We start from the raw sequence: 25,675 nt of genomic DNA, 5'->3' as shown, positions 1-25,675 counted from the left end.
TACATAAGAATTTTGTTCCCTTTTTAAGTATGTCTTAATACCGCTTGCATATCGCTTGGAATCGGTGTAGTGAAAGACATTTCTTTCTCTAAAATAGGATGATAAAACGTCAAGGATGTACTGTGAAGCGCTTGTCGTTTCATTTCATCTCTTTTTCCACCATATAAATTATCGCCAAGTAGCGGATGTCCTATGTACGCCATATGCACACGAATTTGATGCGTTCTCCCTGTATCGAGCTCAAGTGATACGTGCGTCTTATGATTGACGCTATCGATCACTCTAAAATGAGTAACGGCTCTTTGCCCCTCCTCACAAACGGTTCGCTCAATAATGCTATCCGATTTTCGTCCAATCGGTGCGTCAATCGTTCCTTCTCTTTCTACCATCTCACCGTGAACAATCGCTTCATACGTTCTTTTCACAGCTTTTTGTTGATGCTGTTTCGATAAAAGATGATGTACGAAACGATTTTTTGCAATAAGCATAAGCCCTGAAGTATCACGATCTAACCTCGTTACGATGTGCACCGTACTTGCAAGATGTCGCTTATCATAATGAGATAAGAGCGCATTCGCAACACTTCCTGCCGGATGTTCTCTAGACGGGATCGTTGACATGTTTGCCTCTTTGTTTATGACAAGAACTGCATCATCTTCATATACGATACATAAAGGAATATCTTCAGCAATCATCCCTTCACTTCTTTCCTCTACTGGAAAAAAGACACGTAATTCTTCACCAGCTTGCAACTGATGACGAACGCTCGCATGTTGACCATTTACTTCTATAGATCCGCCATGAAACTTTATATCCGTTAATGCGGCTTTGGAGATCCCTTTTGTTTTTAAAAATTCTCTAACCAAAGTTCCGTCCTCAGCCGAGTCTATATCCCATTTCAATGTAAATCTGTTCAAATATATAAACCCTTTCTATTTATCTGCAACAAACGAGTCACGAACTCGTTTCCAGAACGGAAATGGACGGAAACGAACGAATCGTACTTTCTCATTTGCCACGCGATACTGAATTGATTTCACATCTTGATGAACCATCGTTAAATGGTCCACCGTAATTTGTAAGTTCATTCCTGCAGTCGGCTTCAGCACGCATGTATGATGTTTCGGCAATACGAGCGGCGAACCTACCGTACGAAACACCCGGTTATTAATAGATGCCATTTCCGCAATTTGAATCGCTTCAATAGAAGGGTGAATAATTGCTCCGCCAAGCGCCTTATTATACGCAGTACTTCCCGAAGGAGTAGAAATACAAAGGCCATCCCCACGGAACGTTTCAAAGTACTCTCCGCGTATTTCCACTTCTGTTACTAATGTACCTTCTGCACTTTTTACAGTCGCTTCATTCATCGCTAAATACTGCGACTCTTTACTCCCATTCACATAGCGAATAATCACTTCTAAAAGCGGATATTCCACCACTTGGAATGGTGTTTTAGCAATTGCAATTACTAATTTCTCTACTTCTGTCGGTAACCAATCTGCATAGAAACCTAAATGCCCTGTATGTACACCAACAAATGCTGTTTCATCCAATCGATTATAATAACGATGAAACGCATATAAAAGCGTTCCATCTCCCCCAACAGAAATTACAATATCGGGTTCCTTTTCATCCATTATAAATCCAAAATCTAGCAAGTATTCTTTCATCGTGCTTGCCAGTGCATCTGATGATTGATCTCCCTTTGACATAATTGTAAATTTCATCGCCCAACACCCTTTAGTTTATGATTCGGAATCTTTCGTTTCTTGCTTTCTTGAAAAAGCTTTCTGCGCTTCTTGAATTTCAAGACGGATAGAAGACATTTCTTCATCTAATAAAAATGCTGCTTCCGCTGCACGTTGCAAGCGTATTTTAATATCTTCAGGAAAACGTCCACTATATTTATAATTTAAAGAATGCTCAATTGTTGCCCAAAAGTTCATTGCTAGCGTACGTATTTGGATTTCTACCAATACTTTTTGTTCACCTTGAATCGTTTGAACTGGGTAACTAATGACAACGTGATAAGAACGATAACCGCTATCTTTCTTCTGCGTGACGTAATCACGTTCTTCCACGATTTCAAAGTCATTTCGTTTTCGAAGATATTCTACAACAGGCTTAATCTCATCAACAAATTGACACATCATTCGAAGGCCCGCGATATCTTGCATATCTTCTCTTAGCCTGTCTAACGGTACATTTCTCTTCTCCGCTTTATCAATAATACTTGCAACCGACTTTACCCTTCCTGTTACAAACTCAATTGGAGAATGCTCTGTTAACATTGCAAATTGAGTACGCATTCCTTTTAGTTTCACTTTCAGCTCTGCCACCGCTTGGTGGTAAGGTGCTAAAAATTCTTCCCAATTTCGATTCATTTCAACCACCACCAAAATCAATCCATTTGCTTATAGAAATACTTTTTCTACAGCAGTTACTAGTTCTTCTCCGTAATTTGCATTACCTTCAATATTTTCAACTAAATATTCTACTTCTTCTTTCAAACCTTCTAATTCCATTTCAATGTCATTCACGCGAACGAACATAACCACGTCGTTATTCATCGCTTCATGCATTGCTTCCCAGCATGTATGCGGAATGCTTACATAAATGAAAGATGATTCGTTTTCTAAGATATATAAAAATGATAAATTATCTGAGTCTACAAGTACGTGATTACGCGCACTTAACTCCTTTACCTCTATTTCACTATTTTCCGCACAAAAAATAAGAGCATTATCTCTCTTTTCTACGCTCTTAACTTGGATTTTATTTTGCATGCTCTAACTCCTCCATCTCAACTTCCTGTCTTACTTAACAGTATTATTGTATCATAACATGGACGCAAACAAATAAAACATTGAACCAAATTTGTGAAAAAGCGATAATGTGTAAAGAATTATTTTTCAAAAGGAGCGCGCATACAATGACACAAGAAATTGAAATTGAATTTAAAAATATTGTTACAGAAGAAGAATTCCATACATTATGTAAATCATTCTCTATTGAAGGATTTACGAAACAGGTGAATCACTACTTTGAAACACCGAGCCTCTCATTAAAAGAAGCTGGCTCTGCACTTCGTATTCGTCATAAAGGAGAAACTTATACATTAACATTGAAACAACCTGCAGAAGTCGGCTTGTTAGAAACGCATCAAGTTATAACAGCAGATGAAGCAAGATTGATGATGGAAACAAATACAATTATTCAAGGCGCTGTAGTAGATCAACTACACACATTACAAATTCCTGTTTCTGCTTTAACTTATATGGGTAGTTTAACAACTGAAAGAGCCGAAACACTATTTGAAGGCGGAACGCTTGTCTTTGATCATAGTTTCTATTACAATCACGATGATTATGAAATTGAATTTGAAGTGCAAGATGAAGAAGCAGGCAAAGCTGCATTTATTCATTTATTAACGCAGCATAACATACCAATCCGTCATACAAATAATAAAGTAAAACGCTTTTTCCTTGCCAAACAAAACAAAGCACGCTAAAGTGAAAATTCCACTAGTGAATACGTTCTACTAGTGGATACATCTCGCTTTTTGAAAAAGAAAAGATTCTTTTACATCTGTAGAATAAGCAAAGAACGTTATGAAGGCTGTTTATTTGCCCTCCCTAACATTCCATTGCTACAATAGATATACATTTCATGGAAAAAGGAGTTTAAAAGGATGAGCAAGCAACCGATGACACCATTTGAAGCAATTGGCGGTGAACAATGCATTGCAATATTAGTAGACACATTTTATTCCTATGTCAGTAAACACCCTGACCTATCTCCCATCTTCCCGGATGATTTAACAGAAACAGCTAGGAAGCAGAAGCAATTTTTAACACAATATTTAGGTGGTCCTAATTTGTATACGGAAGAACATGGTCATCCTATGTTAAGAGCACGCCATCTCCCGTTTGAGATTACTCCAAAACGAGCAGAGGCTTGGCTATCGTGCATGGAGCAAGCAATGGATGACACAGGAGTGCACGGTCATATAAGAGAGTTCGTTTTTGAACGTTTAGCATTAACTGCTCAGCATATGGTTAATACTCCAGACGAAACAGGTGAAATATAATGGATAAACAGGAAGCAAAGCATATCAATATGCCATCTCCTTCCGCATGTGAGCATAAGTCTGTAGAAGCATATTTATTTATTGATCCACTTTGTAAAGATTGCTGGGAAATTGAACCCTTTATTATTAAACTATGGCTTGAATATGGGAAATACTTCTCTATTCGTCATATCGTAACAGGAAAAGTGGACGGAACGAACGCTTCCTCACACAAATGGAATAAACCTGCTAATATTCGATTTGTGTGGGAAAAGACAACAAGTTTACAAGGTTTTTCATGTGATGGAAAGGTACATATGCAAGAAGCATCGTCAACACCATATTTAGTTTCGATGGCAATTAAAGCAGCGGAGTTGCAGGGCCGAAAAGCAGGTTCGAAGTTTTTGCGAAAACTCCAAGAATACATTTTCCTTGAAAATGTATCAAATCCTGACTGCGAATTATTACTTGCATGCGCAAAAGATAGCAATATTGATGTAGAAGAATTTAAAAAAGACCTATATTCCGCTAGCGCAAAAAAGGCTTTCCAATGTGACTTAAAATTCACAAATGAGATGCATATTACAGAAATACCTTCTCTCGTATTCTTTCATGCAAATTCAGATGAAGAAGGTATTAAAATCGCTGGAACGTATTCCTACGACGTCTACGTACAATTATTGAAAGAACTTGTAAAATGTGAAATCGAGCCAGAGCCATTACCACCTTTAGAAGTATTACTGGAAGCGACACAATTTATCTCTTCAAAAGAAGTAGCATTTATATATGACTGCTCGAAGCAAGAAATTGAACGTGAACTAAAAAAATTACAACTGAAACGAAAAGTACAAATGATTGAAGTAAAATGTGAGCGTTATTGGAAATGGATAGCAAAAGAAAAAGACCTGGTGTAAACACCAGGTCTTTTTCTTTACGGCTTATAAAAATATTAAAGGGGATGGGAGAAATTTTCACGTTCAAACAAAGGGGTATATGTTTGTATGTGAATTCGTTCACGCTTATTATATTACAAGATTCGACGTCAGATGACAACCCCTTTTGTCGAATTTCACACTTTTGTCACATTCTAAACGTTTTCATTTTTGAATAAGCTATAAAAAAGCTATTTTGGAGGTGTTTTGTATGAAAAAAACGTATATTTTACTTATCATTCTAGCTATCATTGTTTCTTTTTTCTTGTACATCCTCTCCCTACTACAAGCTTTTCCTAAAATGATTGCCTTTCCTCTTTTATTCGGAGTCATTGTCATCGCTCTCTCTTATTTCAACCATAAAAAACGATTTAAAGGGTTTTAATGAACTGTAAAACTGCCTTCTAGTTTAGAAAAAAGAAGACAATTCGATTTATTTTCTCGACAAATATCGACAAAATGACATCAAGAAAAAGACGAGGCAAATTCCTCGTCTTTTCTATTACTTCTCTTCAAATAATAATGCTTCTAATTCATTTAATTTCTCTTCAAATACTTGCAATGCTTCTTTTACCGGTTCTGGAGATGCCATATCTACTCCAGCTTTTTTCAGCACTTCAATTGGGTAATCTGAGCTTCCTGCTTTTAAGAACTCATTAATGTAACGTTCTACTGCTGGTTGCCCTTCTTCTAAAATTTGTTTAGATAGAGCCGTTGCTGCACTAAATCCTGTTGCGTATTGGTATACGTAATAGTTGTAGTAGAAGTGCGGAATACGAGACCACTCTAAACCAATTTCTTCATCAATTACTAAAGCATCACCGAAATATTTCTTATTTAAATCATAGTAGATCTCCGTTAGCATGTCTGGTGTTACCGCATGTCCCTCTTGTACTTTCTTATGAATAATATGCTCAAACTCTGCGAACATCGTTTGACGGAATACAGTACCACGGAATCCTTCTAAATAATGATTTAATAAGTATAGACGCTCTTTCTTATCTTCTGTCGTTTTTAATAAATAATCGTTTAGAAGCGCTTCATTACAAGTTGATGCTACTTCCGCAACAAAGATTGAATAATCCCCGTATACGTGCGGCTGCGTTTTTCTTGTGTAGTAACTATGGACAGAATGGCCAAACTCATGAGCAAGTGTAAATAAATTATTTACATTATCATGCCAGTTCATTAAAATATAAGGATTTGTTCCATATGCACCAGATGAATATGCTCCGCTTCGTTTTCCTTTATTCTCATACACATCTACCCAGCGATTTTCATATGCTTCTTTCAAAATATCAACATACTCATCCCCAAGTACATGTAAAGACTTTAATAACATGTCTTGCGCTTCTTCATACTTCACATTCATTTTCACTTCTGGTACAAGTGGTGTATATAAATCATACATATGAAGCTCATCAAGCCCTAGTGCTCGCTTACGAATATCAATGTAACGATGTAGCAAGTGTAAATTGTCATTTACAGATTGAACAAGTTGATCATACACCGCTTCAGGAATATTATTATTACTTAATGCTGCTTGACGTGCAGAGTCATATTTACGAACGCGTGCATTAAAGTTATTACGCTTCACAGCTCCGCTTAACGTACTTGCAAATGTGTTCTTATATTTCCCGTACGTTTCATATACAGCTTTGAATGCATCTTCACGCACACGACGATCATTACTTTCTAAAAACTGAATGTAACGGCCATGTGTAATTTCTACTTCTTCTCCATCCTCACCTTTAATAGATGGGAATTTCAAATCCGCATTATTCAACATACCAAATGTATTACTTGACGCACTCATTACTTCAGATGCTTCTGCTAATAAAGCCTCTTCCGCTTCAGATAATACGTGAGGGCGTTGACGCGTAATTTCTTCTAACGCATGTTCATATACACTTAAGTCTCTATTTTCTTTCAAGAATGTTTGCAATGTATCTTCTGAAATCGATAAAATTTCAGGCACAATATATGCTGTGCTACTAGATACTTGTGAATATAAATTTGTTGCACGGTCATTTAACGCTTGATACACAGAGTTTGTTGTATCTTGATCGTAACGCATATGTGCATATGTATATAGCTTACCTAATCGCATTGAAATTTCATCTTCATATTGCAATGCTTCAAGTAAATTGTTCGCAGAGTCACCAAGTTTCCCTTTAAATTCAGTTAACTTCGGTAATAGCTCTTTAATAGCTTGGAATTCCTGTTCCCATTCTGCATCTGTTTGGAAAATATCTTCTAATCGCCACGTACTTGATTCTTCAATTTCGTTACGATCCGGTAATGTTTTTGCTGTGTTTTGTTCAGACATGCTTTAAGCCCTCCTTTAAATATCTCTACTTACATACAATTCGATTTTTCTTATGTAATTCCTTCACGATCAGTCTTTATTATATCCGCTTTTCCTTCTCTCATGTTGTACTTTGCCTCAAATAAAGATAAGGCATACGCTAAACTCCTTTCATCATATTTCATAACTTCCTCCTCTGTTTTTAACATGGATATCCCCCGTATTTTCCGGTACTTATAAGTCCCTACTCTCTGCAAGACACCTGCATAACATAAAAATGTCATATATTCAGTAACTGCCACTTTCCATATATGCTGTGAAAAGTACGGGAGCATACGCCTTTTCGAATACTTTTTTATATAACTACACACGTACTCGAAGGAAATACAATCCCCTACCGCAAGCTCACCTATACACTTCATGTATATAACAGCTTGCCATATAAATGGATTTGTTCGAAAAGCAAATGTGGACGGGAGTGGCACACCAATTTCAGAAGGAAAATTTGCTGGGGTACATTTACATTGATATAAGAGGCGTAATAGTGACTTATGATTATAATTCCAAATAGGCAAAGCATTTTTTCGAAAATAGTCCTTTCGCTTCTTCCATTCTCGTTCTAATATCTCCTTTTGAAAAGGAACAGAAGAAAAGAGCATTTCAAAAGTAGTCGTTTCAGGTGGTAAATATATAATATGTGAAAAAGCAACGCTTGTAGAAAATGATGTAATAAACGTGCATTTCATAAATGATTTTTGTTTCGAACAGAAGAAAATAAGAAGTGGCTGAGGATAAGATTGTAAGGAGAAAGCCATAAGTGAGGAGAATTTCATCCAATATGCTGATTGCTTCTTCAATTGATTTCCACCAATAATCCAAATGACCCGTATACCAGCTTTCCAATACGAATAGGTTCGTTTGCAGAGCTGCTCTATAGAAAGATTGGCGCATTGATATTCAATCGCAATTTTTCTCCCTGCTCTCTCTATAAAAATATCCGGTCGTTGCTGAATCTCTGGTAGATAATGCTCTATCTCTACATGAACATTTTGACGTTTGAACCACCGATATAACAATTCTTTACCGTACATATGATATGTAGATTCTGCTTCATAAAAGGCTAAACATGAATCTACTTTCTTATGAGCAAAATGCCACCTTTTTTGTTTTCCTAATCTCATTAGTACTTCCTTCCCGCAAGCTATGCAAAAGAAACTTTCCCTTTTACGCATATGGTGTAAAAGCTCTTCATCATGATGATCGAGTAGATGAATTTTTTCTCCGTTTTCTCTTTTTGCGATAAATATTGGAATCACACCCTTTCAGCTCCTTATATTCTACAATTTATTACAAATTCCTTTTAAAAAAGAGATGTCCCAATTTTGGACATCTCTTTTTATAATAAAGGCGATAATAACCGGTACGTTGATTCAACAATTCGTCTATGAAGACGCCTTTTATGAAAACGATCGACATGAATTTCACTTGATTCTTCTAAATCGTCTTTAAAATCTTGAACAAGTTTTCGAATGCTATCTGTATCATATAAAAAGGCATTTACTTCAAAGTTCAAATGAAAACTTCTCATATCCATATTCGCTGTCCCAATTGAAGCTAAATCAGAATCGACAATGACAACTTTACTATGGAGAAAACCTTTTTCGTATTCATATATCTTTACCCCTGCATCTAAAAGCTCTGGGAAGTACGATCTCGATGCGTAAAAGACAGTTCGCTTATCAGGCTTACTCGGCATTAACAACCGAACATCAATACCAGCAAGTGCCGCTACTTTTAATGCGGATAAAATATCATCATCCGGAATGAAATACGGCGTTGCAATCCAAATGGATTTCCGCGCAGAAGCAATCATGGCAAAATATAAATGTTTAATTGTTTCCCATTTATTATCCGGCCCACCTGCAACGAGCTGCACGCCGCCCCAATGCTCCCCCTCAACTGCTTTCGCTTGTAAATATTCAGGGGCTAGCACAGCCTCACCAGTCATATAAAACCAATCTTGAAGGAAAATAAGCTGCAAACTTTGCACAGCTTCCCCACGCAAATATAAATGCGTGTCTCGCCAAAAGCCGAAGTACTTATCCTTTCCTAAATATTCATCACCAATATTTAATCCACCTACAAATCCTTCATTCCCATCAATAATAACGATTTTTCGGTGATTTCGATAATTAATCTTATCGTTTAAAATCGGAAAACGTACAGGGAAGAACGGAATCATTTCGACACCTGCGTCGTTTAATTCTTCAATATATGATTTTGATAATTTAAAACTTCCAACCGCATCATATAAAAAACGAACGACTACGCCTTCTTTTGATTTTTGTATTAAAATATCTTTAATTTCTGTTCCAAGTTTATCATCACGCACAATGTAATATTCCATATGAATGTGATGTTTCGCTCGTTTTAATCCATCTAAAATAGCCTGAAACGTTTCATCTCCATTTGTTAATGTTCTCGTTTCAGTTTGAAATGAAATATTTAAAGCGCCTAAGCGATCCGCTAAACGAAATAACAGCTCTTGATGCTTATGATTGCGCAAAATCCGTTCTTCGTAATCTTCATGCCCCTTATATTGTAAAAACGCTTGTTCATCGAGCAACGCCTTCTTTTGGAACATTCTCTTCCTCCGAAAGTTCTGCCCGAATAATAAATAAGCGAAGAATCCAAATACCGGAAAAATCCCTAACACAATGAGCCATGTAAGTGTTTTTGACGGATGGCGGTTCTCTAAGAAAATAACGCAACCAATTAAAAATGCAGATACCGTAAATAAAATACTAATAATACCTAAAACCGAAACATCTTTTATCCCAATTACATCCGAATAAAACGCTACATCAATAAACATACGTAATGACACGAATAATGCGAACAATAGTAAAACAAAGAAAATCAACTTTAACGTATTTTTCATCTCTTACCTCCTTACTAAGAAAGCTTTCCTATTCTTCATATAAAAAGCCGATTTCATACTACAGAAATCGGCCTACGTTTTAGCAGGAAAATTATTGCGAATTGTTTCAAGCGCATGCTCTTTCACAATTTGTTTCCCATACTCACTTACACGATGAATTGTTAAAGTTGATTCTTCCCCGTATTCTAAAACAATGCTTAAAATGCGATCAATTTCTTCTTCATCATGTAGCACTTCATCGAATTCCACATATACATAATAGCGGTCCTCAAATGAATACAGCTCATCTTTTATATCTTCAAAGATAAGACGATGACTTAATGAAATGACATCTTCAAAATCATTAAACTTAATTAAAAAGCCAAACGTACCATCTTCGTTAAAGTTTGTACCTGCTTGTTCCTCTACCTCTTCCACTAATTCTTGCTGGAATAATGATTCAATACCTTCATCTAGAGGAATGTCTATAATTTTATCTACACCTATTGGTAGTTCTAGCTTTTGTCCATCCTTTGAAAGTTCTGCTTTCGTTACAAGTACTTCAATCCCTTTATCGACTGCTTGCACTTGAATCCATAACGGCCCATCAATAAAGAAATCGTCATGATCACGAGCTTCGTCCATCATTTCCCAAAAGAGCTCTTCGCTTCTTTCGCGGTCATACCAAATTTCCTCACGATTAAAGCCTCTGTCCTCTATATCAATGTACGTAATAAAAAATTTCATCGTATGATCATTAATTCTTTCAATATCCAAAATACAACTCTCCCTTCCTGCTTAGAATTGTTATGAAGGGATTCCCCACTCATATGACAAATCAATAGATTCTTGTACTCTCATTTTATGATAAGATTCTCCAGAATGGAAATAAAATCGATTTATTTTACAAAAATAGTTATATACCTATCTTCATTCAATGGTATACACAAATATATCATTGTCGCGATGCCTCACTTATAAAAAATTTGGACATACATTTCCATCTTCCCCCGTACACTGTAATAAAGTGAAACTTTTATTAGAGAAGATGCTTTAGTCCTTTTCACCACATACATATAGTTCGCTTATTAAAACATCATAAATGGAGGCAGACGAATGGACTTAGAGTTTTTAACATCTGTACTAATGATTGTCGGTATCGATGTTGTATTAGGTGGTGACAACGCAATTGTCATCGCACTAGCTAGCCGAAATTTACCTGAATCGAAACGAAATAAAGCTATTTTGATCGGTACTCTTTTAGCAATCGTACTAAGAATTATCCTTACTATACTAGCTGTCTATTTGCTCGACATTCCATTTCTGCAGCTTATCGGGGGCATTTTACTTACATTCATTGCAGTAAATTTACTAACTGATAATAGCAACGATCTTTCTTCTATTCAAGGAAAAACAACTTTATTTCAAGCTGTGCGTACAATTGTATTCGCGGACCTTGTTATGGGATTTGACAACGTTATCGCCATTGCAGGGGCAGCTCACGGAAGATTTTTACTCGTAATAATCGGTTTACTCATTTCTATCCCGATTATTATTTGGGGCAGCAAACTCATTTTAATACTTATGGAACGCTTTCCATTCCTCATTTATTGCGGGGCAGCAATTCTCGCTTATACAGCAGGAAAAATGGTCACACATGAAGACAGACTTGCAACCTTTTTTCATAACAACCCAAGTTTCACTGCAGGCATTCCTTACTTATTTATTTTCACCATCTTATGCATCGGCTTTATCGTTCAACGAGTTCGATTACGAAATTTGAAACATTAAAAAAAACCTTCTACTATATAATAGGTAGAAGGTTTTCATATTATTATAATTAATTTACAAGACGCTGTGCTTCACGTAATTGGAACGTTCTTACTGTACGTGGTAAGAAACGGCGGATTTCGTCTTCATTGTAACCTACTTGAAGGCGTTTCTCGTCAATCATAATTGGACGACGTAAAATCCCTGGATAGTCACGAATCATCTTATATAAATCTTGAAGTGGTAAAGACTCTAAGTTTACATTTAATTCTTGGAAAACTTTCGAACGAGTAGAAATAATCTCATCCGTTCCGCTTTCTGTCATACGTAAAATCTCTTTAATTTCCTCAATCGTTAACGGATCTGAGAAAATATTACGTTCTGTATAAGGAATATGATTTTCCTCTAGCCATAATTTCGCCTTTCTACAAGACGTACAGCTTGGAGAACTATATAATGTTACCATACAAAGCTCACTCTCCTTAAAGAGTACAAATTCTGTACTAATTACAGTTTAAATTTCTAAATTCAGCAATTTTTCGCGATACCTTGTCTTAAAACAAAGTGCAAAAATTGCTTTTCATGTAAGCAACAACTTTTAGTAAACAACAATTACTTTTAATAAGTAACTACTATAATCATTATACAATAGATTTTGCAAGAAATATACAGTAAATTTCCTTCTAATTGAGAAAACTCTTCCGTGCATTTCACTGCTATGTAACATAATCACACTTACTTCAGCTGTTCTTTAACAATAATCTTCAACCCTCTTAACACTTGATTTTCATAGATTTCTCATAATGATATACAGTTATTTTCTCATAATCTTTTCTATGAAAAAAGAACGTTTTCTTACCTTTTTCTGATAAATCAATTAAGAAATGTAAGACTATATAAGTGAGAATCTCAAAGAACATTTGTTCTTATTTTAACAAACATTCGCATCCATGTCTATAAGATTTCTAAAATAAACTGAACATTTTTCTGACATTTCTTTCTTTTTTATCTTTTATCTCATACAATAAACATACAGACAGGCAAAGGGGGAATTTGCGAATGATTGCTTTTTTTATTGATTTTGTCACTGTTGCTGCCCTCATCATCGGAATAACAGCATTGATTGGCGTCATTACAAATAGTATTGGTGAAAAACTCTTTGGCGGAAAAGAAAAGATGAAGTTTGTTAATAAAAGTTTGGATGTACAATCCGGCTGGAACGAGGTCGGCGGGAAAGGTATTTATAAGAAACGTACGTATTAAAAAAAGCAGGCAATTACCTGCTTTTTTCTTATTTCTCTACTGACGCCCATTTAAAGCTTAAATCGCCGCCATATTTATGGTTGTACATATTTTTAATGGAATCTCTTTGTAAGTATGCTCTACCACGTTGATATACCGGTACAATCGCAGCGTCATCAAGTAACATTTTCTCTGCTTCTAGTAAGCTTTTCCAACGAGCATTTACATCGCTTCCATCTTTTTTTGCTTTCATGATGATCTCATCATATTTCGGATTAGAATATTTCATTTTATTTTGTGATCCGTCAGTTACAAACATATCAAGATATGTAATTGGATCTGGGAAGTCTGCACTCCATCCAGAGAATGACATGACGAAATCGCCCGCATCTTCTAATTTTAGTTTTTGCGCGAATGGTTGTTGTTTAATTTTCACTGTTAAACCTGGTAAATTCTTTTCTAACTCACCTTTTAAATATTCCCCTGTTTTCTTCGATAATTCAACATCTTCGTTTAATAACTCTAATTCGATTTCATTTTTACCAAGCTCTTTTTTACCAGCTTCCCAATATTTCTTCGCTTCTTTCACGTTTGGTTTTACAATATTTCCATTTACAGCACGGAAGTCCTTTTTATCCGGTCCTTTAATGAAGTTATCAGGAATTAATCCTGTTGCTGGCTTAGAACCGTTATTTAATAATGTATCAACGAACGGTTTACGTTCAAAAGCAAGTGAAATTGCTTTACGAATATTTTTATTTGCTAACGCTGGATCTTTTTGATTTAAACGAAGGAAGAATACAGATGTATCTTCTACTGTTTGGAAATCTGGTTTTCCTTTATATTTATCGATGAACTCCGCTAATAACGTTGCTCGATCGACTGCGTTTGTTTCATATAAATTAATTGGTGTAGACGTATCTTTAACAATATTAAAGTTTACTTCCTCAATCTTCACTTCTTTATTATCCCAATATGACGGGCTCTTTGTCATTTTAAAGCTACGTTCATGTTGCCAATCACTTAATGTAAATGGTCCGTTATAAAGTGTTGTATTCGCTTCCAAACCAAACTTCGTACCTTGCTCTTTCACAAACTTTTCATTCACAGGATAGAAGATTGGATATACCATTAAATCTACAAGGTATGGAATGGAATTGTCTAATTCCACTTCTAATGTGTAATCATCAATCGCCTTTACCCCTAATTGGTCCGGACTCATCTCTTTTTTATTAATTTTCTCTGCATTTTTTATATCATACATAATGTACGCTGATTTCGCAGCTGTATCTGGGTTAATCGCTCTTTGCCATGCGTATACGAAATCTTTCGCTGTCACAGGCTCACCATTTGACCATTTTGCGTCTTCACGTAATGTAAATGTATATTTTTTACCATCTTTTGACTTTTTGAATTCCTTCGCTACACCAGGAACTAGCTTATCATCTTTTCCTAAACTGTATAAGCCTTCCATCGTATTAGTCATTACTCTTGAAGAAACTGCATCAGCTGATAACGCTGGATCCATCGTTGGAATTTCTTGCGTTTCAATTAAGTTAATAACTTGCTTCGCACCGCTTTTCCCGCTATCCCCTTTTGCGTTCGCTTGCGGCTCATCTTTTTGGTAGCTACATGCCCCTAACATCATGCTCATTGCTACTGTTGATACTACAAAAACTGGCATCTTTTTTTTCATATTTCCACCCTCCACAAAAATGTTAGCCCTTTCATTTTCAAACAAAAAGAAATATATATATGTTCTAACAATTCATATTATACACACAAATATATTTTTTGTATATTTATATTCCTATTTTATTAAAATTTTCTGTTAAAACTTAATCCTTTGTAAACGTTTCATATTGCTGATTTCCCTTACTGAAGTGTCAGAAATAATTGTTTTTATATTTTTCTAAATTATTAGATAAAAATAAATTTTATATTTTATAATACTTTATGCATAATTATCCTTCTGTTTTTATCATAAAATAACACTCCCTTCATAATAAAGATATGTAGGTTAAAATGAGTGCAAAGGATAAGAAAGTATGTTACGATACACTTTGCTAAAAATAGATATCGGTAAAGAGGGGACGGACATGACAGCAATTCAGGCAAAAAAAGGGCCTACTGAGAAATTAAGTTTATTCTTATTAACATGGCCTATTTTTCTAGAAGTTTTTCTATTTATGTTAATGGGGATCGCTGATACTTTCATGTTAAGTGCATTATCAGACGATGCTGTATCTGGGGTTGGTGCAGCGAATCAATATCTCCATATCGCTATTTTGGTACTAGAAGTCATCGGGAACGGCGCAGCTATCGTCGTATCTCAATACCTCGGTTCCAAACGTTTTATGGAAGCATCTAAAATATCAGCTTTAGCCGTCACATTAAATTTAGTGGTCGGACTCGTTATAAGTGCTGGTTTTCTTTTATTTTCAAAACATATGATGATGGCGATGAACTTACAAGGCGATGTACTTATGTATGCACAGAGCTATTTATCTATCGTCGGAGGAGCTATTTTCCTTCAAGCTATTATTAATTCATTAGCCGCAATTATCCGCGTACATGGCTTCACAAAGCAAGCGATGTTTATTTCACTTGGAATGAATATTATTCATATCGCTGGAAACTACGTACTCATTTTCGGAAAATTTGGTTTCCCAGAGCTAGGTGTACAAGGGGCTGCCATTTCTTCTGCTGTCAGCCGACTTATAGCGCTTATCGTTTTCTTCTGGTTACTGTACCGCGTTATGGAGTACCGTGTAAAATTACAATATTATTTCACCTTATCAAAAGAATATATCGGGAAAATTTTAAAAATCGGAATTCCATCTGCGTTTGAGCAGGTTATGTATCAAGCTTGCCAAATTGTCTTCTTATACTATGCAACATATTTAGGAACGGAATCGTTAGCGGCTAGACAATACGCTACGAACATTTCTATGTTCACTTATTTATTCGCTATTGCAATCGGTATGGGAACTGCAATTATTATCGGACGTCTCGTTGGCGGTGGTGAAAAAGATGAAGCGTATGAACGTGTATGGAAAAGTGTAAAGTGGGCGATTGGTGTCACTTTATGTATGGTTGCTCTCGTTATTACATTCCGCACACAATTAATGGGACTATTTACAGATAATCCGCACATTATTGCGTTAGGTGCAAGCGTTCTTTTACTAAGTGTACTACTTGAAACAGGGCGTACGATGAACATCGTCATCATCAATTCACTTCGCGCAGCTGGTGATGCAAAGTACCCAGTTTTAATCGGCGCATTCTCTATGGTGTTAATGAGTTTACCACTCGGTTATTTTTTCGCCTTCCATTTAGATATGGGGCTCGTTGGTATTTGGCTAGCAATTGCTATTGATGAATGGACACGTGCCATTATTATGTTCTTCCGCTGGAAAAGTAGAGCCTGGGAGCGTTATGCACTTGTTAAACCTGAAGAACAAGAGGAGATTGTTTCTGTTCCGGCACAGTAATACTCATTGAATCAAATCCATGTATTCACTTACAAACAAATGTTAACAATAAAACTGTTTATATAGTAGAAAAACAGCCAATCTTCCATAACGGAAGATTGGCTGTTTTATTATTGATAAATCTCTTTATATTTCTTATACTCCGCTTCAGAACATAGCACAAAATGTCCTGGGCGAATTTCACGCATTGTTGGTTCTTCACTACCATAATTATGCTGAGATGGATCGTATACAATACGTTTACGATTGCGCTCATAATCTGGATCTGGAAGCGGAATTGCTGATAATAGTGATTTTGTATATGGATGAATTGGATTCGCATATAACTCATCACTTGTTGTTAGCTCAACGATTTGACCACGGTACATTACGCCAATGCGGTCACTAATGTATTTTACCATTGATAAATCGTGGGCAATGAATAAGTATGTTAAACCTTTTTCTTTTTGTAGCTTTTTCAGTAAGTTTACAACTTGCGCCTGGATTGATACGTCAAGTGCTGAGATTGGCTCATCGGCAATGATAAATTCAGGTTCTACAGCAAGTGCGCGAGCGATACCGATACGTTGACGTTGTCCACCTGAGAATTCATGCGGGAAACGGTTTGCGTGTTCTTTATTTAAACCAACTGTGTTTAATAATTCATGAACACGGTCCATACGCTCTTTTTTGTTTTTTGCTAGTCCGTGAATATCGATACCTTCCGCAATAATATCCCCTACTGTCATACGAGGGTTTAATGATGCATATGGATCTTGGAAAATCATTTGCATTTTACGGTTGAATTTCTTCAACTCTGCACGTGATTTTTTACCATGTACATTTTCACCATCGAATAACACTTCACCAGCAGTTGCATCATATAAACGAATGATCGTTCTTCCAGTTGTTGATTTCCCACAACCTGATTCTCCTACAAGACCAAATGTTTCGCCGCGGTAAATATCAAATGAAATATCATTAACCGCTTTGACAACACCACCACTCACGTCGAAGTGCTGTTTTACGTTTTTTACTTCAATTAATTTCTCACGTTGTTTAGTCATGTTGTTCACCTGCTTTCATTTGAAGAATGCGTTTTTCAACGACTGCCGGCGGTTTTACTTCTGGAGCTTGCTCGTGAAGTAACCAAGTTGCCGCATAGTGTGTATCACTTACTTTAAATAAAGGTGGATCCATTTCAAAATCAATTTTCAATGCCTGCGGGTTACGTGGTGCAAAAGCATCTCCCTTTGGCGGCTTCAATAAATCTGGAGGCGTTCCAGGGATCGCATATAACTCTTCTTCTGAACCATCTAAACTTGGCATAGATGCGATCAAGCCCCAAGTATATGGATGTTTTGGATTGTAGAAAATTTCATCTACAGTTCCGATTTCAACAACTTTACCAGCGTACATAACTGCTACGCGATCCGCAACGTTCGCCACTACACCTAAGTCATGCGTAATAAAAATGATTGCTGCTTCTGTTTTTTGCTGAATGTCCTTCATAAGTTCTAAAATTTGCGCCTGAATTGTAACGTCTAGCGCTGTTGTCGGCTCATCGGCAATCAATAATTTTGGGTTACAAGCTAACGCCATCGCAATAACTACACGCTGTCTCATACCACCTGAGAATTGGTGAGGATATTGTTTTAATCGAGCTTCTGGATTTGGAATACCTACAAGGTCGATTAATTCTAATGCGACTTTACGTGCATCAGCTTTACTCATCCCTTGGTGTTTAATAAGGCCTTCCATAATTTGATTTCCAATTGTCATCGTTGGGTTCAATGATGTCATTGGATCTTGGAAAATCATCGCGATATCTTTACCACGAACTTGTTGCATTTCTTTTTCTGTTAATTTCGTTAAGTCGCGACCTTCAAATACGATTTCACCATTTTTAATGCGTCCAGGAGGATTCGGAATTAATCCCATTAACGCTTTAGAAGTAACTGATTTCCCCGAACCAGATTCTCCTACAATCGCTAATGTTTCTCCTTTTTTCAAATCAAAAGTAACGCCGCGTACAGCTTGTACTTCACCTGCATGTGTATCAAAGGAGACTTGTAAATCTTTTACCTCTAACAATGTTTTCATCTTTGCCTCTCCCCTCTTTTACTTACGCATTTTTGGATCTAACGCGTCGCGTAATCCGTCTGCCATTAAGTTAAACGCTAAAATTAATATACTGATGACAACCGCAGGGATGAACATCATATGCGGATACGTTTGAATTGATTTATAACCGTCATTTACAAGAGAACCAAGTGATGCGAATGGTGGCTGGATACCTAAACCGATGAAACTTAAGAATGCCTCACCAAACACCGCTGTTGGGATTGTAAACATTGTCATTACGATAATTGGTCCCATTACGTTCGGGATTAAGTGTTTTACAATTAATTGTGTATTTGTTGCACCTAATGTACGAGATGCTAATACGTATTCTTGGTTTTTTAATTTTAAGATTTGTCCACGAACGATACGCGACATCCCTATCCAACCTGTAATTGCCATTGCAAGTGTAATTGACCATATACCAGATCCCATAATGATTACCATTAAAATAACGATGATTAAGTATGGAATACCGTTAATAATCTCCATAATACGTTGCATAATGTTATCTACTCTACCGCCATAGAATGCTGAAATACCTCCATATGCAACCCCAATTACTAAGTCAATTGCTGCTGCTAAAAGAGCGATATATAATGATACTCGTGTACCTTCCCATGTTCTTGTCCATAAATCGCGTCCAAGATCATCTGTACCAAACCAGAAATACTCTTTAATATCACGTTTTTCATATTGGTCAACACCATATTGATCTGTACCGTCAAATGGTAACCAATGAACATTTTCAATAACTGGAATTTTCGGTGGCAATTTTGCACGTCCTAAATCTTGCTCTTTATACGAGTGCTTACTTACCATCGGTCCGAAGATTGCTAGTAAGATAATAAGCGTTAATAAAACTAAACCAAACATTGCTCCTTTATGTTGGAACAAACGTCTTCTTACATCTTGCCAAAACGTTAAGCTTGGACGGGCAATGACTTCATTATCCACATTATTTTGATTAGCTTGTTGAAATAAGTCTGGAGATAATTTTTGTACATCTTTCATCATTTTTTCCCTCCCGCTAAACGAATACGAGGATCAATAATTCCGTATAAAATATCAACAATGAAAATAACTAAGATGAAGATCGCACTATAGAAAATTGTAGTTCCCATAATAACTGTATAGTCATTCACTGTAATAGATTTAACGAACTGTTCCCCTAGTCCTGGTACAGCATAAATTTGCTCAATAACTAATGTACCTGTAATTAACCCTGCAACCATTGGTCCTAAAATTGTTACAACTGGAATTAACGCGTTACGAAGGGCGTGTTTAATAATGATAACGCCTTGGCTAATTCCTTTCGCTTTCGCTGTTAAAATGTAGTCAGCTTGCATAACTTCAATTAACTCTGCACGAGCGAAACGTGCGATTGTTGCGATAACTGCCATCGATAAAGCAATTGTAGGCATTACTGTAAACTCTGGTCCTTTCCAGAACGCTACTGGGAACCATCCAAGTTTTACCCCTACGAAATATTGTAGTAATGCGGCAAATACGAACGATGGTACCGACATCCCGAGTACGGAAATAATTGTTGCTCCATAATCGACCCACGTATTGTTACGAAGTGCCGCAACGATTCCTAAAATTAAACCAATAAATGTTCCTAATATAATCGCTTGTAAACCAAGTTGTGCTGATGGTCCAATGCGATCCACAATCATGTCTGTTACTGGACGGTTATCATATTGGAATGATACCCCTAAATCCCCTTTTGCTAAGTTACCTAAGTAACGTGCGTATTGAACTGGTACTGGATCATTTAAGCCATATTTTTCAAGAATGATTTCTTTTTGTGCCGGTGATAACTTCTCCTGGTTTTTAAGCGGAGAACCCGGAAGTAATTTCATTAAAAAGAAAGTCAGTGTAGTAATTAAAAATAATGTCAAAGCCATGTACACGAAACGTTTTAATACATAACGTCCCATAGTCAAGCACCTCCCCGTTTTTCTCAAAAGCAATAAGATAGTTTTAAATATTCTTACTTTTATTTTTTTAAAATAAGAGTACATGCCCATCATAGGCATATACCCTTATTCATGATGGAAACCATTTTTAGTTTTTGAGTTCAACCCACTTATAGCTAAATTCCCCGCCATATTTATGTTCTAATAGGCCAGTAATAGATTGGCGTTGTAAATATGCTTTTCCAGGTTGATATACTGGAGCAATTGCTGCATCTTCAAGTAGTTGTTTTTCTGCTTGTAATAATGCATCCCAACGAGCTTGTACATCAACTTCTGTTTTTGCTTTTTTAATTAAATCATCATACGCTGGGTTTGCGTAATGTACTTTGTTTTGCGCATTACCTGTCGTATACATTTCAAGGAATGACATTGGATCCATATAATCTGGACTCCATCCCGCATATGACATTGCATAATCTCCACTTGCTTCAAGTTTTAATTTTTGTGCAAATGGTTGCATTTTTGTTGGAACTGTTAAACCTGGTAAGTTCTTTTCAAATTGGCCTTTTAAATACTCTCCGATTTTTTTAGCATCATCAGTATCAAAGTTTAATAGCTCTAACTCTACTTTGTCTACACCAAGTTCTTTTTTACCAGCTTCCCAGTATTTTTGTGCTTCTTTCATATCCTCTTTTATAAGCTTTCCGTTTTCTTCACGGAAGTCTTTTCCATTCGGACCTTTTGCTAAGCCTTTCGGAACAAAACCATATATACCCTCTGAACCATCGTTTAAGATTACTTTTCCGATGTTTTCACGTTCAAAGGACATTGCAATTGCTTTTCGGATATTTTTATTTGCTAAAAATTTATTCTTTTCATTTAAGCGAATAAATTGTGTAGATGGTCTCTTAATCGTTTTAAAGTCAGCATCTGATTTGTATTTATCTACAAACTCTGATGTTAAGACTACACGATCAATTGCTTTCGTTTCATATAAATTTATAGCAGTTGAACGATCCTTAACAATATTGAAGTTTATTTCCTCAAGTTTTACTTCTTTATTTTCCCAATACGTTGGATTCTTCTTAAGCTTGAAACTTTGTTCATGCTTCCATTCATTTAATACGAATGGACCGTTATAAAGTGTCGTATTGGATTCTAATCCAAACTTTGCTCCTTGTTCTGTTACAAATTTCTCATTCAAAGGATATAATGTTGGATAGACTGTTAAACTTACAAAATAAGGAACAGGGTTATCTAATTCCACTTCAAGTGTATGATCATCAATTGCCTTTACACCAAGTTCTTCAACTGGTAACTCTTTTTTGTTAACTTTCTCCGCATTTTTAACATCAAATAGTATGTAAGCAAACTTGGCACCCGTGTTTGAATCTACAGCCCTTCGCCAAGAATAAACGAAGTCCTTCGCTGTTACAGGTTCACCATTAGACCATTTCGCATCTTCACGTAACTTAAACACATATTTTTTGCCATCCTCTGATTTCTCATAAGATTTAGCTACACCCGGAACAAGTTTATCATCTTTCCCCAGACGATATAACCCTTCCATTGTGTTATTCATGATGTTAGAAGATGTTGCATCTGTTGATAACGTCGTATCCATAGTTGGGATTTCAGCTGTCTCAGTTAGATTTAACACTTGCTTGTTTGAGGATTTTTCTTTCGCGCCTGCTTTATTATCCTCTTTTTGGTAACTACAAGCTCCTAACATACTGACAGTCAACGTCGATGCAAGTAATAACGGTATCTTTTTCTTCATGTTGTGTTGCCTCCCCTAATTGCACTTCCTGTACCCTCACTTGTAAAAAAGTAGAATTGAAAGAATAATCTCCAAGTTTCTACAATTTTCATTATACATATAATATAACAATTGTGAATATAGTTTTTTGTTTTTTTGTTAAAATTTTTAATAAAATGTTTATTTTTTTATTTTTTTGTAAAGGGATACGTTAACATTGCTACCATCATCTTGCAATCAGACCTTTAATTGCGTATAATTTTCAAAAAATTAGTTCTAGTACATATTATAGCTTTTATAGTATAATAATTCTAGTAATATTTTGACGGAGGGGAACATTTTGAATAAAGTTTTTTTTCATACTTGTATACTAATTTTCATAGCGATAATCGCTTCTAGTATTGGTGCATTCCTCGTTTCATCGCATTTTTTGTTGAATTTTGTCAACATCTCTTTTTATATTGCACTATTTTTTATTCTTATAGGCGGTTTTTTATTCATATTTCAAAATGGATTTTTTAACGTAACAATTTACGCATTCCAAAGAGTATTTGGTACGAACAAAAAAATTGACTCTTTAATTGAAGAAGTAGAGGAACCTGTCGATAAGAAAGAACGTATTTATAAAACATATTCATTCAAATGGACGTACCCAATTTGCATTACCGGTATCATTCTTGGATTATTCTCGACCTTCATTAGCTTTACTATTTTGATGTAGTTTGCAAACACTATCCCATATGATATAATAATCAGCAAAACATTTTGTTATAAAACTTTAGTTCTTTCATATTTAAAAGAACTCAGGTAACAATAAATAAATTTATATGTATGCGATGATAAAGAAGAGTACATATTGAGGCAATTTCAGAGAGCTTGTGGCTGGTGTGAACAAGTAATTGTACAGTATGGAATGGGCTTTTGAGCTCCAAACCGAACCGAAAGTAGTAGGCTTTGGCGTTATATCCAAACGTTATTATGGATTAGAGAGATTTCACAGCAGTGAAATAATTAGGGTGGTACCGCGGTCCATTCGTCCCTATAGTTTTTTGGGATGAATGGGCTTTTTTGTTTGCCTTCTCTTCCCCCATTACGCATTCAAATTTAGGAGGAATTACTTATGTCAGTTATCTTTTCTGGTATTCAGCCAAGTGGAACGATTACACTTGGAAACTATTTAGGAGCTATGAAGCAATTTACAGAGCTTCAAAATGAACACGACTGTTATTTCTGTATTGTAAACCAACATGCGATTACAGTACCTCAAGATCCTGTCGGGCTTCGTAAAAACATCCGCAGTCTTGCTGCACTTTATGTAGCATGCGGTATCGATCCTGAAAAAGCTACGTTATTTGTACAGTCAGAAGTACCGGCACACGCTCAACTAGGATGGATTATGCAATCAGTTGCTTACGTTGGAGAATTAGAGCGTATGACGCAATATAAAGATAAAGCGTCAGGTAGAGATTCAGTACCAGCTGGATTACTAACGTATCCACCATTAATGGCTGCTGATATTTTACTTTACAACACTGAGATCGTGCCTGTTGGTGATGATCAAAAGCAACATATGGAATTAACACGTGACCTAGCAGAGCGTTTCAACAAACGCTTCCGTGAAGTATTCACAATTCCTGAAATCCGCATTCCAAAAGTAGGAGCTCGCGTTATGTCACTAACAGAGCCTACGAAAAAAATGAGTAAATCTGATCCGAATCCAAAATCAATGATCAGCATGCTTGATGAACCAAAAACAATTGAAAAGAAAATTAAAAGTGCTGTAACTGATTCTGAAGGTATCATGAAATTCGATAAAGAAAACAAACCTGGCATCTCTAACTTATTAACAATCTACTCTTCATTCTCTGGAAAAACAGTTGAAGAAATCGAAGAAATGTACGAAGGAAAAGGATATGGCGACTTCAAAGGCGACCTAGCACAAGTAGTCGTAGAAGCGATTCGCCCAATCCAAGACAAATATAACGAACTAATTAACTCACCAGAACTAGACGAAATTCTAGACAAAGGTGCCGAAAAAGCAAACCGCGTCGCATTCAAACAACTACGCAAAGTAGAAAACGCAATGGGACTAAGTAGAAAACGTAGGTAACATATAAAGCGGAGGCGGCTCGCTTAGAATGTGAGGGGGATGGAGCTCCTGACGTAGAGGCGTTTTTTGCCTCGCAGGAAGGCGCGAAGTCACCGAACATTCTTGCCGCTGGAGCTGGATTTCATATAAAAGCGGAGGCAGCTCGTTCAGTTCTTAGACACGAAGAGCTTGCTGCTGAAGATAAGTTACACCAAATTAAAAAAACCGCCGATTGGCGGTTTTTTAATTTACCTTTTGCTCGTTTTCCATTTCCCATAACTTTTCAAAAAATGGCTGTCCTTTTACGAGACGCTCGCATAATTGTTCGTGCTTCTCAGACCAACCTGTTTTCGCTTCATCGTACAGCTTAGCCCAAATATCTTCAAATTCCATATGTTGAACCATTCCGTATGCTGATGGATCCCACTCTGTGAACCAATAGCGAATTTCTGCTGTGTTTTTCGTTGTATGTAATTGATCTAACGCCATAAATAGTAATTGTTTAAGCTGCCTTTCTTTACGAGTTAAGCCATTCATAATGAAAGGTGATGGTGATAAAATATGATGTTCTTTTTCCATTTCTTCTACTTGGAACTCATACTTTTCTGCTTGTACGTTTTCTACCATCTCATATACCATCTGCTCTTGGCGCGGTATAAGTCTGCTCTTTCGAATTGGCACGTTGTAACCAATTGTATCGATCGCAATAATTCCTTTTCCATCTGTAACTACAAAGCAATACTCTTGCTGCAAACGTTCATGATTTTTACGAATATAAGCCTTATGATGTACGTCTTCCAACATTTTTTGCGGAAGCTCTAACAATTCGTTCTCGATGTAATGATATAATGTGGAATCTACTTTTAATAATGGCACTTGATCTAATAGCTCAATCGTATCATCTTTCCGCCATTCGTAAAAATGACAAACGTTATACCCATTCTCTTCACCTTCAAACCAATTTACCCATACATCATGTAGATATAACATTCACTACCCCTCACTTCACTACTGTTTGTATCCATCATTATGTTCAATTTTTCTTAACTTTATTCCACCTAAGGAAA

25 protein-coding genes and 1 other annotated feature are annotated in these 25,675 nt (G+C 36.2%); of the genes, 9 read left to right on the top strand and 16 right to left on the bottom strand.

Annotation, left to right across the window (positions count from 1 at the left end):
* Positions 1-23: 23 nt before the first annotated feature.
* From BGI23_RS06095 to BGI23_RS06080, 4 genes are read right to left on the bottom strand one after another with little or no spacing between them, the layout of a single operon-like run.
* Positions 24-917: an RluA family pseudouridine synthase gene (locus BGI23_RS06095; RefSeq protein WP_070805496.1), complete on the bottom strand. Its 894-nt coding sequence runs from the start codon at positions 915-917 to the stop codon at positions 24-26.
* A gap of 15 nt (positions 918-932) precedes the next feature.
* A complete protein-coding gene (locus BGI23_RS06090; RefSeq protein ID WP_000673184.1) occupies positions 933-1,730 on the bottom strand; it encodes an NAD kinase in 798 nt (265 codons plus the stop codon).
* A gap of 18 nt (positions 1,731-1,748) precedes the next feature.
* Positions 1,749-2,387, bottom strand: a complete 639-nt coding sequence (gene yjbM, locus BGI23_RS06085; RefSeq protein ID WP_001081482.1) for a GTP diphosphokinase — start codon at positions 2,385-2,387, stop codon at positions 1,749-1,751.
* A 30-nt stretch (positions 2,388-2,417) separates the two neighbouring features.
* Positions 2,418-2,789 carry a UPF0738 family protein gene (locus BGI23_RS06080; protein WP_070805495.1) on the bottom strand — a complete coding sequence of 124 codons (372 nt, stop codon included), beginning with the start codon at positions 2,787-2,789 and terminating at the stop codon, positions 2,418-2,420.
* Positions 2,790-2,935: 146 nt separating this feature from the next.
* Here BGI23_RS06080 and BGI23_RS06075 point away from each other — a divergent pair, with 146 nt between their 5' ends.
* The 4 genes from BGI23_RS06075 to BGI23_RS28320 all read left to right on the top strand — a co-directional run bounded on the left by BGI23_RS06075 (position 2,936) and on the right by BGI23_RS28320 (position 5,389).
* Positions 2,936-3,514, top strand: coding sequence for a CYTH domain-containing protein (locus tag BGI23_RS06075; protein ID WP_070805494.1), 579 nt, complete (start codon positions 2,936-2,938; stop codon positions 3,512-3,514).
* 180 nt (positions 3,515-3,694) lie between these two features.
* Positions 3,695-4,093, top strand: a complete 399-nt coding sequence (locus BGI23_RS06070) for a globin domain-containing protein (protein ID WP_000043380.1) — start codon at positions 3,695-3,697, stop codon at positions 4,091-4,093.
* On the top strand, positions 4,093-4,986 hold the full coding sequence (locus BGI23_RS06065; RefSeq protein ID WP_070805493.1) for a ClpXP adapter SpxH family protein: 894 nt from the start codon (positions 4,093-4,095) through the stop codon (positions 4,984-4,986). The genes BGI23_RS06070 and BGI23_RS06065 overlap by 1 nt, the downstream gene beginning before the upstream one ends.
* A 229-nt stretch (positions 4,987-5,215) precedes the next feature.
* Positions 5,216-5,389 carry a hypothetical protein gene (locus tag BGI23_RS28320; protein WP_000754592.1) on the top strand — a complete coding sequence of 58 codons (174 nt, stop codon included), beginning with the start codon at positions 5,216-5,218 and terminating at the stop codon, positions 5,387-5,389.
* A gap of 117 nt (positions 5,390-5,506) precedes the next feature.
* Here the strand turns inward: BGI23_RS28320 and pepF are convergent, their stop codons facing one another.
* The 4 genes from pepF to mecA form a co-directional block, all read right to left on the bottom strand.
* Positions 5,507-7,333, bottom strand: coding sequence for an oligoendopeptidase F (gene pepF, locus BGI23_RS06055; RefSeq protein WP_070805492.1), 1,827 nt, complete (start codon positions 7,331-7,333; stop codon positions 5,507-5,509).
* A gap of 50 nt (positions 7,334-7,383) precedes the next feature.
* A complete protein-coding gene (locus tag BGI23_RS06050) occupies positions 7,384-8,628 on the bottom strand; it encodes a competence protein CoiA (protein ID WP_070805491.1) in 1,245 nt (414 codons plus the stop codon).
* An 80-nt stretch (positions 8,629-8,708) separates the two neighbouring features.
* On the bottom strand, positions 8,709-10,253 hold the full coding sequence (locus BGI23_RS06045; RefSeq protein ID WP_070805490.1) for a cardiolipin synthase: 1,545 nt from the start codon (positions 10,251-10,253) through the stop codon (positions 8,709-8,711).
* A gap of 72 nt (positions 10,254-10,325) precedes the next feature.
* Positions 10,326-11,009, bottom strand: coding sequence for an adaptor protein MecA (gene mecA / locus BGI23_RS06040; RefSeq protein ID WP_000350710.1), 684 nt, complete (start codon positions 11,007-11,009; stop codon positions 10,326-10,328).
* Between the two features lie 339 nt (positions 11,010-11,348).
* Here mecA and BGI23_RS06035 point away from each other — a divergent pair, with 339 nt between their 5' ends.
* On the top strand, positions 11,349-12,023 hold the full coding sequence (locus BGI23_RS06035; protein WP_000362601.1) for a TerC family protein: 675 nt from the start codon (positions 11,349-11,351) through the stop codon (positions 12,021-12,023).
* A gap of 49 nt (positions 12,024-12,072) precedes the next feature.
* Here BGI23_RS06035 and spx read toward each other — a convergent pair whose 3' ends face one another.
* The gene (spx, locus tag BGI23_RS06030) at positions 12,073-12,468 is read right to left on the bottom strand and encodes a transcriptional regulator Spx (protein ID WP_000258267.1); all 396 of its coding nucleotides are present in this window, start codon (positions 12,466-12,468) and stop codon (positions 12,073-12,075) included.
* A 593-nt stretch (positions 12,469-13,061) separates the two neighbouring features.
* Between spx and BGI23_RS06020 the strand changes: the two genes are divergently transcribed.
* Complete coding sequence (locus BGI23_RS06020; protein WP_000559976.1) at positions 13,062-13,265, top strand: hypothetical protein; 204 nt, start codon at positions 13,062-13,064, stop codon at positions 13,263-13,265.
* 28 nt (positions 13,266-13,293) lie between these two features.
* Here the strand turns inward: BGI23_RS06020 and BGI23_RS06015 are convergent, their stop codons facing one another.
* Entirely contained in the window at positions 13,294-14,940 is a 1,647-nt protein-coding gene (locus BGI23_RS06015) for a peptide ABC transporter substrate-binding protein (protein WP_070805488.1), read from the bottom strand.
* A gap of 352 nt (positions 14,941-15,292) precedes the next feature.
* Here BGI23_RS06015 and BGI23_RS06010 point away from each other — a divergent pair, with 352 nt between their 5' ends.
* Positions 15,293-16,738, top strand: coding sequence for an MATE family efflux transporter (locus BGI23_RS06010; protein WP_070805487.1), 1,446 nt, complete (start codon positions 15,293-15,295; stop codon positions 16,736-16,738).
* A gap of 110 nt (positions 16,739-16,848) precedes the next feature.
* Here BGI23_RS06010 and BGI23_RS06005 read toward each other — a convergent pair whose 3' ends face one another.
* The 5 genes from BGI23_RS06005 to BGI23_RS05985 form a co-directional block, all read right to left on the bottom strand.
* The gene (locus BGI23_RS06005) at positions 16,849-17,784 is read right to left on the bottom strand and encodes an ABC transporter ATP-binding protein (protein WP_000166346.1); all 936 of its coding nucleotides are present in this window, start codon (positions 17,782-17,784) and stop codon (positions 16,849-16,851) included.
* Complete coding sequence (locus BGI23_RS06000; RefSeq protein WP_000854346.1) at positions 17,777-18,820, bottom strand: ABC transporter ATP-binding protein; 1,044 nt, start codon at positions 18,818-18,820, stop codon at positions 17,777-17,779. Before BGI23_RS06000 ends, BGI23_RS06005 begins: the two co-directional genes overlap by 8 nt.
* An 18-nt stretch (positions 18,821-18,838) precedes the next feature.
* Positions 18,839-19,855, bottom strand: a complete 1,017-nt coding sequence (gene opp3C, locus BGI23_RS05995) for an oligopeptide ABC transporter permease (protein WP_000974101.1) — start codon at positions 19,853-19,855, stop codon at positions 18,839-18,841.
* Positions 19,852-20,781 carry an oligopeptide ABC transporter permease gene (opp3b, locus tag BGI23_RS05990; RefSeq protein WP_000534165.1) on the bottom strand — a complete coding sequence of 310 codons (930 nt, stop codon included), beginning with the start codon at positions 20,779-20,781 and terminating at the stop codon, positions 19,852-19,854. The genes opp3C and opp3b overlap by 4 nt, the downstream gene beginning before the upstream one ends.
* Before the next feature lie 127 nt (positions 20,782-20,908).
* Positions 20,909-22,540, bottom strand: coding sequence for a peptide ABC transporter substrate-binding protein (locus tag BGI23_RS05985; RefSeq protein ID WP_000727229.1), 1,632 nt, complete (start codon positions 22,538-22,540; stop codon positions 20,909-20,911).
* A gap of 319 nt (positions 22,541-22,859) precedes the next feature.
* Between BGI23_RS05985 and BGI23_RS05980 the strand changes: the two genes are divergently transcribed.
* Complete coding sequence (locus BGI23_RS05980; RefSeq protein WP_001044987.1) at positions 22,860-23,240, top strand: DUF3899 domain-containing protein; 381 nt, start codon at positions 22,860-22,862, stop codon at positions 23,238-23,240.
* A 106-nt stretch (positions 23,241-23,346) separates the two neighbouring features.
* Positions 23,347-23,563: a binding site (T-box leader), on the top strand.
* 76 nt (positions 23,564-23,639) lie between these two features.
* The gene (gene trpS / locus BGI23_RS05975; protein ID WP_070805486.1) at positions 23,640-24,629 is read left to right on the top strand and encodes a tryptophan--tRNA ligase; all 990 of its coding nucleotides are present in this window, start codon (positions 23,640-23,642) and stop codon (positions 24,627-24,629) included.
* Between the two features lie 222 nt (positions 24,630-24,851).
* On the opposite strand, the gene BGI23_RS05970 is transcribed toward trpS, so the two are convergent.
* Positions 24,852-25,598 (bottom strand): YjbA family protein, encoded by a 747-nt coding sequence (locus BGI23_RS05970; protein ID WP_000966137.1) that lies wholly within the window; start codon positions 25,596-25,598, stop codon positions 24,852-24,854.
* Between the last annotated feature and the right edge of the window lie 77 nt (positions 25,599-25,675).

It is taken from the genome of Bacillus sp. ABP14 (assembly GCF_001831375.1).
Taxonomy (GTDB): domain Bacteria; phylum Bacillota; class Bacilli; order Bacillales; family Bacillaceae_G; genus Bacillus_A; species Bacillus_A paranthracis.
Note: the sequence above shows the minus strand (reverse complement) of the source record. Positions and strands in the feature narration are given on the sequence as shown.

Coding starts and splice junctions, on each gene's coding strand:
- BGI23_RS28320 (WP_000754592.1), top strand. CDS start 5,216: ATGAAAAAAACGTATATTTTACTTATCATTCTAGCTATCATTGTTTCT.
- BGI23_RS06005 (WP_000166346.1), bottom strand. CDS start 17,784: ATGACTAAACAACGTGAGAAATTAATTGAAGTAAAAAACGTAAAACAG.
- BGI23_RS06020 (WP_000559976.1), top strand. CDS start 13,062: ATGATTGCTTTTTTTATTGATTTTGTCACTGTTGCTGCCCTCATCATC.
- spx (WP_000258267.1), bottom strand. CDS start 12,468: ATGGTAACATTATATAGTTCTCCAAGCTGTACGTCTTGTAGAAAGGCG.
- BGI23_RS06000 (WP_000854346.1), bottom strand. CDS start 18,820: ATGAAAACATTGTTAGAGGTAAAAGATTTACAAGTCTCCTTTGATACA.
- opp3C (WP_000974101.1), bottom strand. CDS start 19,855: ATGATGAAAGATGTACAAAAATTATCTCCAGACTTATTTCAACAAGCT.
- trpS (WP_070805486.1), top strand. CDS start 23,640: ATGTCAGTTATCTTTTCTGGTATTCAGCCAAGTGGAACGATTACACTT.
- BGI23_RS06080 (WP_070805495.1), bottom strand. CDS start 2,789: ATGCAAAATAAAATCCAAGTTAAGAGCGTAGAAAAGAGAGATAATGCT.
- yjbM (WP_001081482.1), bottom strand. CDS start 2,387: ATGAATCGAAATTGGGAAGAATTTTTAGCACCTTACCACCAAGCGGTG.
- opp3b (WP_000534165.1), bottom strand. CDS start 20,781: ATGGGACGTTATGTATTAAAACGTTTCGTGTACATGGCTTTGACATTA.
- BGI23_RS06090 (WP_000673184.1), bottom strand. CDS start 1,730: ATGAAATTTACAATTATGTCAAAGGGAGATCAATCATCAGATGCACTG.
- BGI23_RS06070 (WP_000043380.1), top strand. CDS start 3,695: ATGAGCAAGCAACCGATGACACCATTTGAAGCAATTGGCGGTGAACAA.
- BGI23_RS05970 (WP_000966137.1), bottom strand. CDS start 25,598: ATGTTATATCTACATGATGTATGGGTAAATTGGTTTGAAGGTGAAGAG.
- BGI23_RS06010 (WP_070805487.1), top strand. CDS start 15,293: ATGTTACGATACACTTTGCTAAAAATAGATATCGGTAAAGAGGGGACG.
- pepF (WP_070805492.1), bottom strand. CDS start 7,333: ATGTCTGAACAAAACACAGCAAAAACATTACCGGATCGTAACGAAATT.
- BGI23_RS06015 (WP_070805488.1), bottom strand. CDS start 14,940: ATGAAAAAAAAGATGCCAGTTTTTGTAGTATCAACAGTAGCAATGAGC.
- BGI23_RS06035 (WP_000362601.1), top strand. CDS start 11,349: ATGGACTTAGAGTTTTTAACATCTGTACTAATGATTGTCGGTATCGAT.
- BGI23_RS06045 (WP_070805490.1), bottom strand. CDS start 10,253: ATGAAAAATACGTTAAAGTTGATTTTCTTTGTTTTACTATTGTTCGCA.
- BGI23_RS05985 (WP_000727229.1), bottom strand. CDS start 22,540: ATGAAGAAAAAGATACCGTTATTACTTGCATCGACGTTGACTGTCAGT.
- BGI23_RS06065 (WP_070805493.1), top strand. CDS start 4,093: ATGGATAAACAGGAAGCAAAGCATATCAATATGCCATCTCCTTCCGCA.
- BGI23_RS06075 (WP_070805494.1), top strand. CDS start 2,936: ATGACACAAGAAATTGAAATTGAATTTAAAAATATTGTTACAGAAGAA.